Origin of the sequence: Streptomyces sp. NPDC051180, assembly GCF_040689545.1 — a bacterium.
Taxonomy (GTDB): Bacteria; Actinomycetota; Actinomycetes; order Streptomycetales; family Streptomycetaceae; genus Streptomyces.
Map to the genome: position 1 here is coordinate 87877 of NZ_JBFBBC010000008.1, position 15268 is coordinate 103144.

Consider the following 15268-nt stretch of genomic DNA (forward strand, 5'->3'; position numbering starts at 1 on the left):
GCCTCAGCGGCGCACCGCGCATTTCCAAGGGCCGTCGCCGCTGATCCGCAGCAGTCCGGGACCGGGCACCGGAGCGCCGACCCGGACCTCCCCGATCTCGTTCACCAGCAGGTCCTGCTCCTCGTCGTCGTAGAGCGGGTCCTGCGGCGGGGTGTGCTGGTGGACGGTGAAGTTCGACTCCCCGTGGTGCTGGAAGTCGAGCACCCCGGCCGGCCCGTCGTAGATCACCAGATCGTGGGCGAGCCCCTCGATGTGGCTGTCGAAACGGCGGGCGTGGGAGAGCGGCAGCACGCGCAGCGTCCAGGGGGCGTCGGCCTCCACGCGCAGCGACAGCGGGCGGGCGCGCGGCACCAGCGCGACCGTCCGGGCGCGCACGTCGTCCTCGTACGCCATGAGCAGGAACTCCTCGGCCCGCCCGTACGCGTCGCACGCCTCGATCGTGGTCGACAGCGAGTGGTACGACTCGATCTCCAGGAGCACCCAGTGCCCCGCCGGCAGGGCCGGGTCGCAGTGCACGGTCTCCTTGCCGCGCCCCTGGTACACGGCCGGCCGGAAGGCGCCCCCGTACGGGTCGGCGACCGGGACCGGCGGGGCCGCGGGCGCGGGCGGCGCGGGCGGCGGTACGTAGCCGGGGCCCGGGATGGGGGGCGGCGGGGACTCCACCACGATGCCGAAGTCCGTCGCGAGACCGGCCAGCCCCGAGGCGTACCCCTGGCCGACGGCGCGGAACCGCCAGCCGTCGGAGCGCCGGTAGAACTCGCCGAAGACGAACGCCGTCTCCGTCGTCGCGTCCCCGATCGCGCAGTACGCCACCGGGTTCCCGGCCGCGTCCGTGACCCGCACGTCGAGCGCGGGCACCTGTCCGAAGGCGCCGCCGTCGGCGGAGGCGGCGATCACCAGCCGCCCGACGTCCGGCTCCACGCGCGCGAGGTCCAGCCACAGCCAGTCCGCCGCCGGGCTGCCCGCCTCGCCGGGGGCCGACTTCCCCAGGTGCCTCACCGCGCCCGACGGATGTTCCGCGTGGTTGTAGAAGACCAGGTCCGCATCCCCCCGCACCCGCTCCCCGGCGCCCAGGAGCAGCGCCGACACGTCCACGTCGGGCACCCCGTACCCGGTCCGCCAGCTCACCGCGACGTGCAGGGCCTGCGGGGGCACCGGGACGTGCGCACCCTTGGGTATCTGGGTCATGGAGGCACTCTGGCACGCCCGGGCACGACGGAGGGGCGGCTCCCCGCAAGGGGAATCCGCCCCTCCGAGGGGTGCCGGCGATCAGCCCTTGAGCTCGGCGGCGACGAGCTCCGCGATCTGCACGGCGTTCAGCGCCGCGCCCTTGCGCAGGTTGTCGTTGGAGAGGAACAGCGCGAGGCCGTTCTCGACGGTCTCGTCGACGCGGATGCGGCCCACGTAGGAGGCGTCCTTGCCGGCGGCCTGGAGCGGGGTCGGGATCTCGGAGAGCACGACGCCCTCGGCGTCCTTCAGCAGCTCGTAGGCGCGCTCGACGCCGAGGGGGCGCTCGAAGCGGACGTTGACCTGGAGCGAGTGGCCGGAGAAGACCGGGACGCGGACGCAGGTGCCGGAGACCTTGAGCTCCGGGATCTCCAGGATCTTGCGGGACTCGTTGCGGAGCTTCTGCTCCTCGTCGGTCTCGAAGGAGCCGTCGTCGACGATCGAGCCGGCCAGCGGGACCACGTTGAAGGCGATCGGGCGCTGGTAGACGGCGGGCTCGGGGAACTCGACGGCCTCGCCGTCGAACGCCAGCCGGTCGGCGTTCTCGGCCACGGCGCACGCCTGCGTGCGCAGCTCGGCGACGCCGGCCACGCCCGAGCCGGAGACGGCCTGGTAGGTGGTGGCGATCAGCGCGGTGAGGCCGGCCTCCTGGTGGAGGGGCTTGAGGACCGGCATGGCGGCCATCGTGGTGCAGTTCGGGTTCGCGATGATGCCCTTGGGGCGGTCCTTGATCGCGTGCGGGTTGACCTCGGAGACCACCAGCGGGACCTCGGGGTCGCGGCGCCAGGCGGAGGAGTTGTCGATCACGACGGCGCCCTGGGAGGCGACCTTCTCGGCGAGGGCCTTGGAGGTGGCGCCGCCGGCGGAGAAGAGGACGATGTCCAGGCCGGTGTAGTCGGCGGTGGAGGCGTCCTCGACGGTCACGCCGTCGACGACGGAGCCGGCGGAGCGCGCGGAGGCGAACAGCCGCAGCTCGTCCACCGGGAAGTTCCGCTCGGCCAGGATCTTCCGCATGACTGTGCCGACCTGACCGGTGGCTCCGACGATTCCGACCTTCACGGGGACTCCTCCGTACGTATGTGCAGGGTGCTGCCGGTCCATGATGCGTATGTCCCGGGGCGCCTTGTCCAATCCATTGTCCAAGGGCCGGGACGCGAAGGGGGCGGGCACCGGTTTCGGCGCCCGCCCCCTCACTCGTACGGTGCTACGGGGTGACCGCGCCGATCAGGACGCTGCCGGTGCCCGCGACGGTGCCGCGGGCGTTCAGGAGCTGGACCTCGCCGAAGAACTGCCGTCCCTCGGGAGCCGCACCGGCGACGACGACCTCGGCCGTGACCGGGGCGGAGGCGCCGTTGGCCAGGGTGACCGGCTTGGAGCCGTCCACCTTCACGGTGCCGAGCGCGGACGAGTAGTACACGTCCTTGTAGTCGTACGTGGTGCCGCCCGCGGCCTGGACCGAGTAGCCGTCGATGACGACGGTGTACGTGCCGGCGGCCGGGTTCACGAGGGAGACGGCCTCCTCCGAGTCGCCGTCCGCGGCCTGGCCGACCTGCTTGCCGTTCAGGAGGACGGTGAGGTCGAGGTCGGCGGCCTTGTCCGAGGTGTTGCCGATGGCGATGTCGAGCCGCTCCACGCCCTCACCGATGGTGACGGTCCTGGTCTGCTGCTCGTGGTGCTGGATGGTCGGCGTCTCGCTCTTCTGCGAGCCGAGCGAGCCGCCCTTGAGCGTGCCCGCGATGCCCGCGAAGCGGTTGGTGACCTGCCACTGGACGGCGGCCGGGGTGCCGATCTTCGCCTCCGGGACCGTCTGCACGGCCGGGTCGAAGTCGACGCCGAGGGCGGTGACGTTCAGCTTGTACGGGTTGTCCAGGTCCGGCGACGTGCGACGGGCCTCGACCTCGACCTCCCAGACGCCGGGCGTCGGGTCCGCGTAGGACCGCAGGTCCGGGCGGCAGGTGTTGGCCGGGTTGTAGTGCGGGTAGCACTGCGTGGTGGCGCTGTCCTCGATGGCCACGCCGACCGGGTGCACCGAGATGAAGCGGGTCTGGCTCTTCTCCTTCAGACCGCCGAGCGCGACCTCCAGCGTCTTGGCGCCCTCGGGCACGGTGACGAAGTAGGAGGTGCTGCTGTTGCGCTGCACCGAGCCGGTGGCGGAGAGGCCGTAGCCCGGGCCGACCAGGTCGGTGGCGACGATGGAGGTGGCGAGGATCTGCTTGTCGACGCCCTCGGTGCGCTCGTCGTCGGCCTCCAGGATGACGCTGTGCGCCCCGGGGGTGGCGGCGCGGGCCTGGAGCTTGACGGTGACCGGCTTGTTCAGCGGCAGGTCGATCTCGTCGTCGCCGAGGATGCGGAAGGTGCCGTCGTTGTACTTGAGGTCCAGCTCGTGCTCGATCGGCCGGTTCGGGCCGCTCGTGCGCGTGATGGTGACGTCGTAGGTCCGCTTCTGGCCGACCTTGAGGCCGCCCTCGCGGTCGTACACGCCGGTGCCGGTGTGCGGGGCCGGGAAGATCACGGTGTCGACCGGGGCCTCGACCTTGTAGTCGTGCGCGGTCGCGCCGTCCTTGATCGACTCCCAGGCGTCCTCGATGTCCATGAGGCCCGAGCCCTGCTCGTGCGCCGCGACACCGGGGATGCGCTTCGCGGTCGAGGTGAGCGCGGTCCGCAGGGTGAGCGGGGAGAGCGCGATGCCCTTCTGCTTCGCGGCCGAGATCAGCAGCGCGCTCGCGCCCGCCGCCTGCGGCGAGGACATCGAGGTGCCGTTGAGCATCCCGTAGCCGGCGGGCAGGGTGTAGCCCGACTCGGCGACGCCGGCGCCCGGCAGCCAGGTCGGGATGGTGTTCACGGCGGAGCCGGGAGCGGTGATGGTCGGGGTGAAGCCGCCGTCCTCACGCGGGCCGCGCGAGGAGAAGGGGAACATGGCGTACTTCTTCTCGACGGCGGAGCCGTAGTTGGCGGCCCAGGTCTCCTTGGAGACCGCGGCCCCGACCGAGATGACCTTGTCGGCCAGGCCGGGGTCGCCGATCGTGTTGATGCCGGGGCCCTCGTTGCCGGCCGAGATGACCAGCTGGACGCCGTACTGGTCGATCAGGCGGGTGTAGAGGCGCGAGCGGACGTTGTCGCCGTCGTTCTGCTGCGGCAGGCCGCCGATCGACATGTTGACGATGTCGACGCCGCGGTTGACGACGAGGTCCGTCATGCCCTCGGTGAGGGCGGTGTTGGTGCAGCCGCCGGACCAGGTGCACGCGCGCGCGGAGACGATCTTCGCGCCGGGGGCGGCGCCGTTCATCTTCCCGCCGAAGAGGCCGTGCGCGGCGGTGATGCCGGCGACGTGGGTGCCGTGCGAGGACTCGACGAGACCGATGTTGACGAAGTCCCGCTTCTGGCCGACCCAGGTCCCGCCGAGCGGGTCCATCGGGACGTCCTTGCGGATCTCCACGACGAACGGGGTCTTCTCGACGACCTCGGTGGCCGGGTCGTCGGTGCCGAAGAAGCCGACCTGGAACCCGTCCTTGTACGCCTTCATCGGCGCGTTGTCCGTGAAGTCGTTGTTCTGGTCGGTGTCCACCCGGACGGTGCCGGCGGCCGGGTCGTACAGCATGCCGAAGACGTCGGTGGTGTCGCCGTCCCGGTTGATGTCGCCCTTCGGGTCGCCGCCCGCGGTGACCGCCTCGGTGAAGCGGCTGAACTGGTACGAGCCCGCCGGGGCCGTCCAGCTCTGCGCGGAGGCGGTGAAGACGGGGCCGGTGACCGGGGTGACCTGGGCGCGCCAGGTGGCGTCGCCCTCGGTCAGCGGGTCGGTGGCGGTGACCCAGTCGACGATCTTGCGCTCGCCGGTCGTGGTCTTCTGGAGGGCCGGGTGGGCCAGGTCCACGCCGGAGTCCAGGATGCCGATGGTCACCCCGCGGCCGTCGGCCTTCGGGTGCTCCTTGACGAAGTCGACCGCGCCCGTCTCGTGCGACGGGTTGTAGGGGTTCTTCGCCGGGGTGTTCCTGCCGGGGGCCGGGTACGTCCTGGTGACGGTGGTGCCGGCGACGGCTCCCGTGGCGGCGCCCGCGTCCGGGGTCGGGTCGTCCAGGGGGATCTCGGCCTGGAGGTCGATTGACTGGACGGAGGAGAGCTCCGTGGCGGCCTTGATCGCGGCCGCGGCCTTGGCGGTCGGCAGGGTGGCGCGGACGTAGCCGAGCGCGTCCTGCTGCTTGCCGACGGAGGCGCCCGGAACCGCGTCGAGCTGGCCGGCGACCTGCTCGGTGGCGCCGGGGGCGGTGGCGACGAGGACGGTGACGTTCTTCTCGCCCGTGGCCTCGGCCTCGGTGAGGCGCTGCGCGTCGATGGCGCCGAGCTTGTCGGCGGGGTTCGAGCTCTTGACCGGGGGAGTGGTCTCCGGGGCGTCGGCGGCGAGCACGGGGGCCGCGCCGGTCGCGACCAGCGCGGCGACGAGACCGGCGGCGGCGGCGATGCGCGCCGCACGTCTGCGCCCGTGCGTCGAGCTGCCGGGTATGGAGCTCCGAGTTTCGGGGGTGGTCATCTACATCCCTGTTTGTGAAAGGAGAGGGTCCGGATTTCGGTGCCGGATGACCGCTCAGCCTTTCGCAAGTGACAGGGGTTTGTGGAGAGTTCCCCCGCGCCGGGTTGCCGCCGCGGCGCAAACCCGCCAGCGGGTCCGATGCGCCACGGCGGACGAAACCCCTCCAAGCGGGGCGAGTTCGCGCCCCGCGGCCGTCAGTTCTCCTTCGTCCGGGCGTAGTGCCGGGACGCCTTGGCGCGGTTGCCGCAGATCGCCATCGAGCACCAGCGGCGGGTGCCGTTCCGGGAGGTGTCGAAGAAGTGGAGGATGCACGCCTCGTGGGCGCAGGCGCGGATCCGGTCCGGGGCGGTGCGCAGCAGGTCGAGGTAGTCGCGGGCGGCGGTCCAGCCGGGCCCCCGGGCCGGGTCGGCGAACTCGGCCACCTCGCCGGGGCCGTCGGCGGTGAGGGTGGCCCGGATGCGGCCGTGGCCGAGGACCGCGTCGACCCGCGCCGTGGCGTCGGGGTCGCCGGGGCGGTCGACGAGCGCGGCGAGCGCGTCCCGGGCGGCGAGGGTGTGGCGCAGGGTCGTGGCGTCGGCGGTGAACCGCTCCGTCAGGCCGTTGGCGCCGAGCCAGACGGCGAGGCCCTCGACGTCGGTGAGCAGGTCGCGTCGGACGCCCTCGTCGTTCCAGCGGGTGTTGAGCAGGTCCAGGGAGACGGGCTCGCCGGTGAGCGGCCGGGGGTCGATGGCGGTCATGGGCGGGCACCCTCCTCGGTGAACTAACCCCTCAAGAGTACGTGAGCGGTTGACTCTCTCCTTTGTAACCTTTAAAGTCAAGATGAAAGGTTAGATCTCCAGGGCTCGCCCTCCCTCATCCGTTCGACCCGCACGTCCGGAGGCCCGCATGAACACCGCGTACCACCCCGGTTCCCTCGCCGTTCAGGAGCGCGAAGGCGTCCGCGACCTCGCCGACCACGTGGGCCGCTCCATCGCACCCGGCATCCGGCCCGTCGCCGCCGCGTTCCTCGAGGCCCAGCCGATGCTGGCGATCGGCGCGGCGGACGGCGCCGGCCGCGTCTGGTCGACCCTGCTCACCGGCGCCCCCGGCTTCGTCCGGGCGACCGGCCCGCACACCGTCCTCGTGGCCGCCGCCCTCCCCGAGGGCACGCCCGACGGCGCCCCCGTCGGCACCCTCGCCCTCGACCCCCGCACCCGCCGCCGGCTGCGCCTCAACGGCATCGCGAGGGTCGGCGCGCGCGGCTTCACCATCGAGGCCGAGCAGGTCTTCTCCAACTGCCCCAAGTACCTCCAGAAGCGGGAGCTGTACGGCTCCGATCCCGCCCACCGCCCCGAGGCCGGCGCCGTCCGGCACGGCGAGGCGCTCACCCCCGGCCAGATGCGCCGGATCCGCGCCGCCGACACCTTCCTCGTCTCCACCGCCGCCCCCGACGGCGTCGACACCAGCCACCGGGGCGGCAACCCCGGCTTCGTCCGCGTCTCCGGTCCACGGGAGCTGAGCTGGCGCGACTACCCCGGCAACGCGATGTTCCTGACCCTGGGCAACCTGGAGTCGGACGGCCGGGCCGGCCTGCTCTTCCTCGACTGGGAGACGGGATCCACCCTCCGGCTCAGCGGCCTCGCGCACACCGAGTACGGCCCCGAGGGGCGCGTCACCCGCTTCCGCGTCGCGCGCGTGGCCGAGGACCCGGCCGGCAGCCCGCTGCGCTGGTCGCCCCCGGAGTTCTCCCCGGCCAACCCGGCCACACCCTGACCGGCGGGCCCGGCCCCGCGGGCGCCCGACCGCACGGCTCCCGATTCCCGGCCCCCGCACGGCCGGCCCCGTCCCCACGTCCCCGTTCCCCCGCCGACACCCGAGGACCGCCCGTGACCACCACTCCGGCTCCCGCACCCGCCGCCGAAGCGCCGCCCGCGGCCCCGGCTCCCGCCTCCCCGCGGCCACCCGTCCGCCGCCGGCCCCCCGCCCGCCCCCGCGTACGGACCGTGCTGGCCTCCACCGCCGCGAGCGTGACCGCGCTCCTGCTGCTGGTGGCCGTGGGCAGCCTCCTGCGCCAGCCGCTGCTCGTCCCGCCGCTGGCCGCGAGCATGGCGCTGGTGGCGGGCGCGCCCGACCTGCCGCTCTCCCAGCCGCGCTCGGTCGTCGGCGGCCAGCTGCTCTCCGCCCTCACCGGCTTCGCGGTCCTCGCCGTGGCCGGACCGGGCCTGTGGAGCGCCGCCGTGGCGGGTGGCCTCGCCCTCGGCGTGATGATGTTCGCCCGTACCCCACACTCGCCCGCGGCGGCGACGGCCGTCATCGTCGCCCTCCAGGACCCCTCGCCGTGGTCGTTTCTCGGCCTTCTCGCCCTCGCCTCGCTCCTCCTGGTCGCCGTCGGGCTCGGGGCCGGCCGCGTCACGGGGCGGACGTATCCCGCGTACTGGTTCTAACCTCGTGCCATGCAGCAGGAGTTGAGGGTGGCGGCCTACGCCGTGTGCGTGCGGGACGACGAGGTGCTCCTCGCCCGCTGGGTCGCGAAGGACGGCGTCAAGCGGTGGACCCTGCCCGGCGGCGGCATGGACCACGGCGAGGACCCCGTCCACACGGTCGTCCGCGAGGTCGAGGAGGAGACCGGCTACACGACCGAGCCCGCCGCCCTCCTCGGCATCGACTCCATCCGGCGCTCCTGGCTCCGCCGGCTCGCCGGCCCCGGCGACTGGCAGGGCCTGCGGATCATCTACGAGACACGGATCACCGGCGGCGCCCTGCGCAACGAGGAGGGCGGCTCCACCGACCTCGCCGCCTGGCACCCGCTCGCCTCCGTGCCCTCCCTCACCCGCGTCGAACTCGTCGACATCGGCCTCCAGCTCTGGCGCGACCGCCCGCCCCTGGGCCGCTCGCACCTCACCGATCCCACCAACGGCTGACCCCGCGCGACACGGCCGAAAACCACTCAACCGTCACGAGCGGGATCAACCCCCCGCACCCCGCCGCGGTCCCCTCTCCCGACCACAGCACAACGATCAGGGGAGCCCCGCATGTCAGCCGCACGCACCGTCGTCGCCGCCACCCTCGTGGCAGGTCTCGCCGCCACCGCACTCGCCGCACCCGCCCTGGCGGCGCCCGCGCACCGGCAGGACCACGCGGCCACCCAGCAGGCCCTGGACGCGGCCGTCGCCGACGGCGTGCCCGGCGTCGTCGCGCAGGCCCGCGACGGTCGCGACCGCTGGACCGGCACCGCCGGCGTGCGCGGCGGCGACGACCGCTACCGCGTCGGCTCCATCACCAAGACCTTCACCGCCACCGTCCTCCTCCAGCTCCAGGCCGAGGGCCGTCTCGACCTCGACGACCCGGTCGAGAAGTGGCTGCCCGGCGTCGTCCGGGGCCACGGCCACGACGGCCGGAAGATCACCGTCCGTCAGCTGCTCAACCACACCAGCGGCATCTACAGCTACACGGAGGACCCCGGCTTCCAGGAGAAGGTCTTCGGCTCCGGCTTCCTGCGGCACCGCTACGACACGTGGACCCCGCGGCAGCTCGTCTCCGTCGCCATGGCGCACCGGCCGGACTTCGACCCGGGCGCCGGCTGGAACTACTCCAACACCAACTTCGTCCTCGCCGGCATGGTGATCGAGAAGGTCACCGGCCGCCCGTACGGCAAGGCCGTCGAGAACCGCATCATCAAGCCGCTCAAGCTGCGCGCCACCACCGTGCCCGGGACCCGGTCGGCCATGCCGCGGCCCAGCAGCCCGGCGTACTCCAAGCTCTCCGCCGACGTGAACGCCCCCGTCCACGAGGTCTCCGCGCTCAACCCGAGCATCGCCGGAGCGGCGGGCGAGATCATCTCCGACTCCCGCGACCTCCAGACCTTCTACCGGGCCCTGCTCTCGGGCCGGGTCCTCACGAAGGGCTCCCTGAAGGAGATGACCACCACGGTCCCGATCGCTCCCGAGCTCCCCGGCGTGGAGTACGGCCTCGGGCTCATGAAGCAGAAACTCAGCTGCGGCAAGGAGGTCTGGGGCCACGGCGGCGGCATCCACGGCTCCTCCTCGCAGGCCCAGGTGACCCGCGACGGCGAGCACTCCCTGGCCGCCAACTTCAACGCCGACTGGGCGGGGGACAGCCAGCAGGTCGTCGAGGCCGAGTTCTGCGGCGCCGTCCCGAAGAAGTAGCCCTCACCGCGGCAGGACGACGACGTACGTGGCGGGCTTCCGGTCCGGCGCGGCCATCAGGGCCGTACGGACCACGGTGGCCTGCTGGTCCATCGCCTCGCGCAGCTTGCGCGGGGTGACGTGGACGACCGTGATGCCGAGCCGCTCCAGGTGTTCCCGCTTGCGGGTGTACTCGGACCACAGCGCGTCGTCGTCCTGCCGCGGCGCCCGGGTGTCCAGCTCGACGGCGACCGCCTGGTCCGGCCAGTAGGCGTCCACCCCGCCCAGGTGCGGGCCGCCCGGCAGCCGCAGGTCCACGTTCCACAGCGGGTCCGGCAGGCCGAACTCCCGCACCATCTCGTACAGCCGCTCCTCGGAGAGCGCCCGCCCCTCGGCGAGCAGCGCGTCCACCGCGTCCACCACGTGCGGCCGGGTCAGCAGCCGGGCCCGGTTCAACTCCCGGACGACCGCACCCGGTTCGCAGTGGCCGCCGCGCACCGCCTCGGTGAGCAGCCGGCGCACGAGCGCCGTGTCCGAGAGACCCGACACCGCGTCGACGACGGCCCGGGCGACCGGCGCGACCGGCAGGCCGGTGAGCTCCACCGGCGCCGGCGCCTCGTGGGCGCGCACCACCCTCACCCAGCCGGTGGAGCGCAGCCGCCGGGTGCGCGGCACCAGCACGTCGATCCGGTCCAGGGCGGTGAGCGGGGGAGCGGCCGCGAAGCGGTGCAGGGTCAGGGCGGCCATGCCGGTGATCATCGCGTCCGGCCCCTGCGTGGGGAGGGCCGCGGTCCTGCGGGCGTAGAGCAGCGCGGCGTGCAGCCGGTCCTCGCTGGTGGGCGGGCCGGGGTGGAGCAGGAACACGCCGGGCAGCAGCTGCTGCCAGCCGCCGGGGCGGCAGTGCGCGGCCACCTCGGCGGCCGGCACCCCCTGGGTCCTCAACTGGTCGGCGGACGCGACGCGCTGCGACCGCCCGGTGAGGGAGGAGAGGGGGAGGGGGCGGGGGGTGATGGGGGTGTTGTGGTTCATGCCGGGGGTCTTCCGCCCCCGAAGGCTCCCCTAACCCCTGTTACACGCTCGTCGACAATCAGGGACAAGACCGCCCTAAAGTACGCGCGTTCGACTGCCGATGAGGGCGGGGCCCGGGGAGCGGCGCCCGATGACGGACACCGCTCCCCGGGACCTCCCGGCTACCGGGCCAGACGGTCGCAGTCCTGCGCGCGCAACGCCCGCGCCAGGTCGTCCCGCGACTCCAGGACCAGACGGCGCAGGGCCGGCGCGGCCGACGCGTGCGCGGCCAGCCAGGCGTCCGTGGCGGCGAGCGTCGACGCGTCGTCCTGGAGGCCCGGGAACAGGCCCCGGACCACGTCCATGCCGATCTGGATCGACCGCTCGGCCCACAGCCGCTCGATCGCGGCGAAGTACTTCTCCGCGTACGGGGCGATCAGCGCGCGCTGCGAGGGCTGGACGAAGCCCGCGATGGTCGCCTCCACCAGCGCGTTCGACAGGGTGTCCGACTCGACGACCTGCGCCCACGCCTGCGCCTTGACCTCCGCCGAGGGCCGCGAGGCGAGCAGCCGGACCTGGTGGCGCTTGCCCGTCGCCGTGTCGTCCCGGGCCAGCTCCTCGCCGATCCGGGCCTCGTCGGCGCGGCCGTGCGCCGCCAGCGGGGAGAGCAGCGCCCAGCGCAGCTCCTGGTCGACGTCGAGCCCGTCGATCTTCGCCGTGCCGTCGAGCAGCCCCTCCAGGAGCCCGAAGTCGGCGTCGGACGAGGCCGTCGCCGCGAAGAACCGCGCCCAGGTCAGCTGGTGCTCGCTGCCCGGCTCGGCCACCCGCAGCTCGCGCAGCCCGCCCTCGGCGAGCAGCCGCCCGCCCTCCTCGCGCCAGTCGGGCGCCGCGTAGTGGGTGACGGCCGACTTCGTCCAGGCGTGCACCATCTGCAGCACGCCGATGTCGCTCTCGCGGCCCGCGGAGGCGAGCGCGACGGCGACGAAGTCCCGGGCGGGCATGAGCCCGTCCCGGGTCAGGTTCCACAGCGCCGACCAGCACAGGGCGCGGGCCAGGGGGTCGGTGATGTCGCCGAGGTGCGCGCGCAGGGTGGCGAGCGAGCCCTCGTCGAAGCGGATCTTGCAGTAGGTCAGGTCGTCGTCGTTGACGAGGACCAGGTCGGGCTTCTCCTCGCCGGCGAGCTCGGAGACGACGGTCCGCGCGCCGGTGATGTCGGCCTCGGCCCGCGCGTACCGGGTGAGCTGCCCGCCGGAGAGCCGGTAGAGGCCGACGGCCGCCCGGTGCGGACGGAGCTCGTCGCCCTCCTGGAGGACGGCGAGCTCGGTGATCCGGCCCTCGGCGTCGTAGGTGACGGCCGGCGTCAGCGCGTTGACGCCGGAGGTCTGCAGCCAGGACTTCGCCCACGTCTTCATGTCGCGGCCGGAGGTCTCCTCCAGGATCGTGAGGAGGTCGGCGAGCCGCGTGTTCCCGTAGGCGTGGCGCTTGAAGTAGCGGCGCGCGCCCTCCAGGAACGCGTCCCGGCCGGCGTACGCGACGAGCTGCTTGAGCACCGACGCGCCCTTGGCGTAGGTGATGCCGTCGAAATTGAGCTTGGCGTCCTCCAGGTCACGGATGTCGGCCGTGATCGGGTGCGTGGACGGCAGCTGGTCGGCGCGGTACGCCCAGGACTTGCGGTTGTTGGCGAAGGTCACCCAGCTGTTGGTGAAGCGGGTGGCCTCGGCGTTGACGAACGAGCCCATGAAGTCGGCGAAGGACTCCTTCAGCCACAGGTCGTCCCACCACACCATGGTGACGAGGTCGCCGAACCACATGTGCGCCATCTCGTGCAGGATGACGTTGGCCCGGCTCTCGTACGCGGCCTGGGTGACCTTGCCCCGGTAGATGTACTCCTCGCGGAAGGTCACCATGCCCGGGTTCTCCATCGCGCCGAGGTTGTACTCGGGGACGAACGCCTGGTCGTACTTGCCGAAGGGGTACGGGTAGTCGAAGTTGTCGTGGAAGAAGTCGAAGCCCTGCTTGGTGATCAGGAAGACGTCGTCCGCGTCGAAGTGCCTGGCCAGCGACTTCCGGCACATCGCGCCGAGCGGGATCTCCAGCTCGCCGCGCCGGTAGGTGTCGGTCACGTAGTGGTACGGGCCCGCCACGACACAGGTGATGTACGTGGAGATCGGCGCGGTCTCGGCGAACCGCCAGATGCCCTCGGCGTCCTGCTCCCCGGCGCCGTTCGACCAGACCGTCCACCCCTCGGGGGCGGTCACCGAGAAGCGGTACGGGGCCTTGAGGTCGGGCTGCTCGAAGTCGGCGTGGACCCGGCGGGCGTCGGCCGGCTCGTACTGCGTGTAGAGGTAGACCTCGCCGTCCTCGGGGTCGACGAAGCGGTGCATGCCCTCGCCGGTGCGGCTGTAGGCGCACTGCGCGTCCACCACGAGCGTGTTCTCGTCCTCCAGGCCGTCGAGCGCGATCCGCGCGCCGTCGAAGACGACCGCCGGGTCGAGGGAGCGGCCGTTGAGGGTGACCGAGGTCACGGAGGGGGCGATCAGGTCGACGAACGTGCTCGTGCCCACTCCCGTGCGGCGGAAGCGGATCGTCGTCTCCGAGCGGAACGTGCGCACCGCCTCGGTGGTGTCGCCGACGGCCGAGCGGAGGTCGAGCGCGACCTCGTACCCGTCGACGGACAGCAGCTCGGCCCGCTCCTGGGCCTCGTCGCGGGACAGATTCTCACCGGGCACGGTCACTCCTTCGTGGCGCGTTCGAAACAGCACCGATCCTCCCATGTGCAGCTGTCACCCGGGACACGGGAATGCGCCCGGACCTCGGCGGGTTCCCTCCTTTCGGCGCACCGCCTACTTCCGAACCGTGGCCGTACCGAGGAGTGACATGTCCGAGAGCAGGACCACCGCCGACTTCTACTTCGACCCGCTGTGCCCGTGGGCGTGGATGACCTCCCGCTGGATGCTGGAGGTCGAGCAGGTCCGCCCGGTCGACGTGCGCTGGAAGGTCATGAGCCTCGCGGTGCTCAACGAGAACCGCATCGACGAGCTCCCGGAGGAGTACCAGGAGATGCTCCGGACGAAGGCGTGGGGGCCGGTCCGGGTCGTGATAGCCGCCCAGCAGCTGCACGGCGACGAGGTCGTCGGCAAGCTCTACACGGCGCTCGGCACCCGCTTCCACAACGACGGCGAGGGCCCGACCCGCGAGGCGATCGCCGGCGCGCTGAAGGACGTCGGCCTGCCCGAGGACCTGGTCGAGTACGCCGACAAGGACACCTACGACACCGAGCTGCGCGCCTCCCACCAGGAGGGCATCGACAAGGTCGGCCAGGACGTCGGCACCCCCGTCATCGCGGTGCCGGGCCCGACGGGCGACGAGGTCGCCTTCTTCGGCCCGGTCGTCACCCCGACCCCGCGCGGCGACGCGGCGGCCCGGCTGTGGGACGGCACCCTGCTCGTGGCGTCGACGCCCGGCTTCTACGAGATCAAGCGCACCCGGACGGCGGCGCCCAGCTTCGAGTAGGCCCGTCGCAGGGCATGGGAGAACCCCCGCGATTCACGTCATCGCGGGGGTTCTCCGTCATTCCGTCCGCACGCGAAGGCTGAGAAGACGATCACGAGCAGGACGACGGGGGGAGCCCTTCCGGGCTCCGGATCAGAAGGAGATCAGCGGCACGGACGCCTTGGCGGCGTGGTAGCGCCTGCTGACGTCCTGCCAGTTGACGACCTGCCACATGGCCTCGATGAAGTCGACCTTCTGGTTCTTGTACTGCAGGTAGAAGGCGTGCTCCCAGGCGTCGAAGACCAGGACCGGGACCGAGCCCTGGCCGACGTTGCCCTGGTGGTCGTAGACCTGCTCGACGATGAGGCGGCCGCTGATCGGCTCGTACGCGAGGACGCCCCAGCCGGAGCCCTGGGTGGTCGCGGATGCCTTGGTCAGCTGCGCCTTGAACTTGGCGAAGGAGCCGAAGGACTCGGTGATGGCGTCCGCGAGGTCGCCGACACCGTCGGCGGCCAGCGGCTCGCCGCCGCCGCCGTCCTTCGGGCTGTTCATGTTGTTCCAGTAGATGGAGTGGAGGATGTGGCCGGAGAGGTGGAACGCGAGGTTCTTCTCCAGGCCGTTGATCGCACCCCACTGGTCCTTGTCGCGCGCCTCTTCCAGCTGCTCCAGCGTGTCGTTCGCGCCCTTGACGTAAGCGGCGTGGTGCTTGTCGTGGTGCAGCTCGATGATCTGCGGATTGATCACCGGCTCCAGCGCCGCGTAGTCGTACGGCAGCTCCGGGAGCGTGTAGATCGCCATGTGACCGAGCCCTTCGATGGCTTATTGCAACCTATATGCAGGTGCAGGCTAACAGTAGGTGGTGTCGGAGTTGATCAGCCATTCGTCCTAGGTC

General features: G+C 72.3%; 12 protein-coding genes. 5 read left to right on the forward strand and 7 right to left on the reverse strand.

The features are described from left to right. Positions 1-3: 3 nt before the first annotated feature. From AB0424_RS16450 to AB0424_RS16465, 4 genes are all read right to left on the reverse strand, one after another. The gene (locus AB0424_RS16450; RefSeq protein ID WP_366305910.1) at positions 4-1188 is read right to left on the reverse strand and encodes a TerD family protein; all 1185 of its coding nucleotides are present in this window, start codon (positions 1186-1188) and stop codon (positions 4-6) included. 81 nt (positions 1189-1269) lie between these two features. Continuing rightward, positions 1270-2286 (reverse strand): aspartate-semialdehyde dehydrogenase, encoded by a 1017-nt coding sequence (locus AB0424_RS16455; RefSeq protein ID WP_366305912.1) that lies wholly within the window; start codon positions 2284-2286, stop codon positions 1270-1272. 145 nt (positions 2287-2431) lie between these two features. Then, positions 2432-5752, reverse strand: a complete 3321-nt coding sequence (locus tag AB0424_RS16460) for a S8 family serine peptidase (protein ID WP_366305914.1) — start codon at positions 5750-5752, stop codon at positions 2432-2434. Between the two features lie 194 nt (positions 5753-5946). After that, complete coding sequence (locus tag AB0424_RS16465) at positions 5947-6489, reverse strand: CGNR zinc finger domain-containing protein (protein WP_366305916.1); 543 nt, start codon at positions 6487-6489, stop codon at positions 5947-5949. Between the two features lie 148 nt (positions 6490-6637). Between AB0424_RS16465 and AB0424_RS16470 the strand changes: the two genes are divergently transcribed. The 4 genes from AB0424_RS16470 (at position 6638) to AB0424_RS16485 (ending at position 9897) form a co-directional block, all read left to right on the forward strand. Next, positions 6638-7504: a pyridoxamine 5'-phosphate oxidase family protein gene (locus AB0424_RS16470; protein WP_366305918.1), complete on the forward strand. Its 867-nt coding sequence runs from the start codon at positions 6638-6640 to the stop codon at positions 7502-7504. Between the two features lie 113 nt (positions 7505-7617). After that, a complete protein-coding gene (locus AB0424_RS16475; protein ID WP_366305920.1) occupies positions 7618-8175 on the forward strand; it encodes an HPP family protein in 558 nt (185 codons plus the stop codon). 9 nt (positions 8176-8184) lie between these two features. Next, positions 8185-8652 (forward strand): NUDIX hydrolase, encoded by a 468-nt coding sequence (locus AB0424_RS16480; protein WP_366305922.1) that lies wholly within the window; start codon positions 8185-8187, stop codon positions 8650-8652. Positions 8653-8763: 111 nt separating this feature from the next. Then, a complete protein-coding gene (locus AB0424_RS16485) occupies positions 8764-9897 on the forward strand; it encodes a serine hydrolase domain-containing protein (RefSeq protein WP_366305923.1) in 1134 nt (377 codons plus the stop codon). 3 nt (positions 9898-9900) lie between these two features. Here the strand turns inward: AB0424_RS16485 and AB0424_RS16490 are convergent, their stop codons facing one another. Together AB0424_RS16490 and pepN are read right to left on the reverse strand one after the other, a co-directional pair. Continuing rightward, a complete protein-coding gene (locus tag AB0424_RS16490; protein ID WP_366305925.1) occupies positions 9901-10905 on the reverse strand; it encodes a hypothetical protein in 1005 nt (334 codons plus the stop codon). Between the two features lie 161 nt (positions 10906-11066). Beyond that, positions 11067-13613 carry an aminopeptidase N gene (gene pepN, locus AB0424_RS16495; RefSeq protein ID WP_366305927.1) on the reverse strand — a complete coding sequence of 849 codons (2547 nt, stop codon included), beginning with the start codon at positions 13611-13613 and terminating at the stop codon, positions 11067-11069. 148 nt (positions 13614-13761) lie between these two features. Here pepN and AB0424_RS16500 point away from each other — a divergent pair, with 148 nt between their 5' ends. Next, a complete protein-coding gene (locus tag AB0424_RS16500) occupies positions 13762-14397 on the forward strand; it encodes a DsbA family protein (RefSeq protein ID WP_366305929.1) in 636 nt (211 codons plus the stop codon). A gap of 132 nt (positions 14398-14529) precedes the next feature. Here AB0424_RS16500 and AB0424_RS16505 read toward each other — a convergent pair whose 3' ends face one another. Continuing rightward, entirely contained in the window at positions 14530-15174 is a 645-nt protein-coding gene (locus AB0424_RS16505; RefSeq protein ID WP_189829635.1) for a superoxide dismutase, read from the reverse strand. Between the last annotated feature and the right edge of the window lie 94 nt (positions 15175-15268).

Excerpts from the sequence above, each read along its gene's own strand:
- AB0424_RS16450 (WP_366305910.1), bottom strand. The coding sequence starts at position 1,188 with ATGACCCAGATACCCAAGGGTGCGCACGTCCCGGTGCCCCCGCAGGCC.
- AB0424_RS16460 (WP_366305914.1), bottom strand. The coding sequence starts at position 5,752 with ATGACCACCCCCGAAACTCGGAGCTCCATACCCGGCAGCTCGACGCAC.
- AB0424_RS16465 (WP_366305916.1), bottom strand. The coding sequence starts at position 6,489 with ATGACCGCCATCGACCCCCGGCCGCTCACCGGCGAGCCCGTCTCCCTG.
- AB0424_RS16470 (WP_366305918.1), top strand. The coding sequence starts at position 6,638 with ATGAACACCGCGTACCACCCCGGTTCCCTCGCCGTTCAGGAGCGCGAA.
- AB0424_RS16480 (WP_366305922.1), top strand. The coding sequence starts at position 8,185 with ATGCAGCAGGAGTTGAGGGTGGCGGCCTACGCCGTGTGCGTGCGGGAC.
- AB0424_RS16485 (WP_366305923.1), top strand. The coding sequence starts at position 8,764 with ATGTCAGCCGCACGCACCGTCGTCGCCGCCACCCTCGTGGCAGGTCTC.
- AB0424_RS16490 (WP_366305925.1), bottom strand. The coding sequence starts at position 10,905 with ATGAACCACAACACCCCCATCACCCCCCGCCCCCTCCCCCTCTCCTCC.
- AB0424_RS16500 (WP_366305929.1), top strand. The coding sequence starts at position 13,762 with ATGTCCGAGAGCAGGACCACCGCCGACTTCTACTTCGACCCGCTGTGC.
- AB0424_RS16505 (WP_189829635.1), bottom strand. The coding sequence starts at position 15,174 with ATGGCGATCTACACGCTCCCGGAGCTGCCGTACGACTACGCGGCGCTG.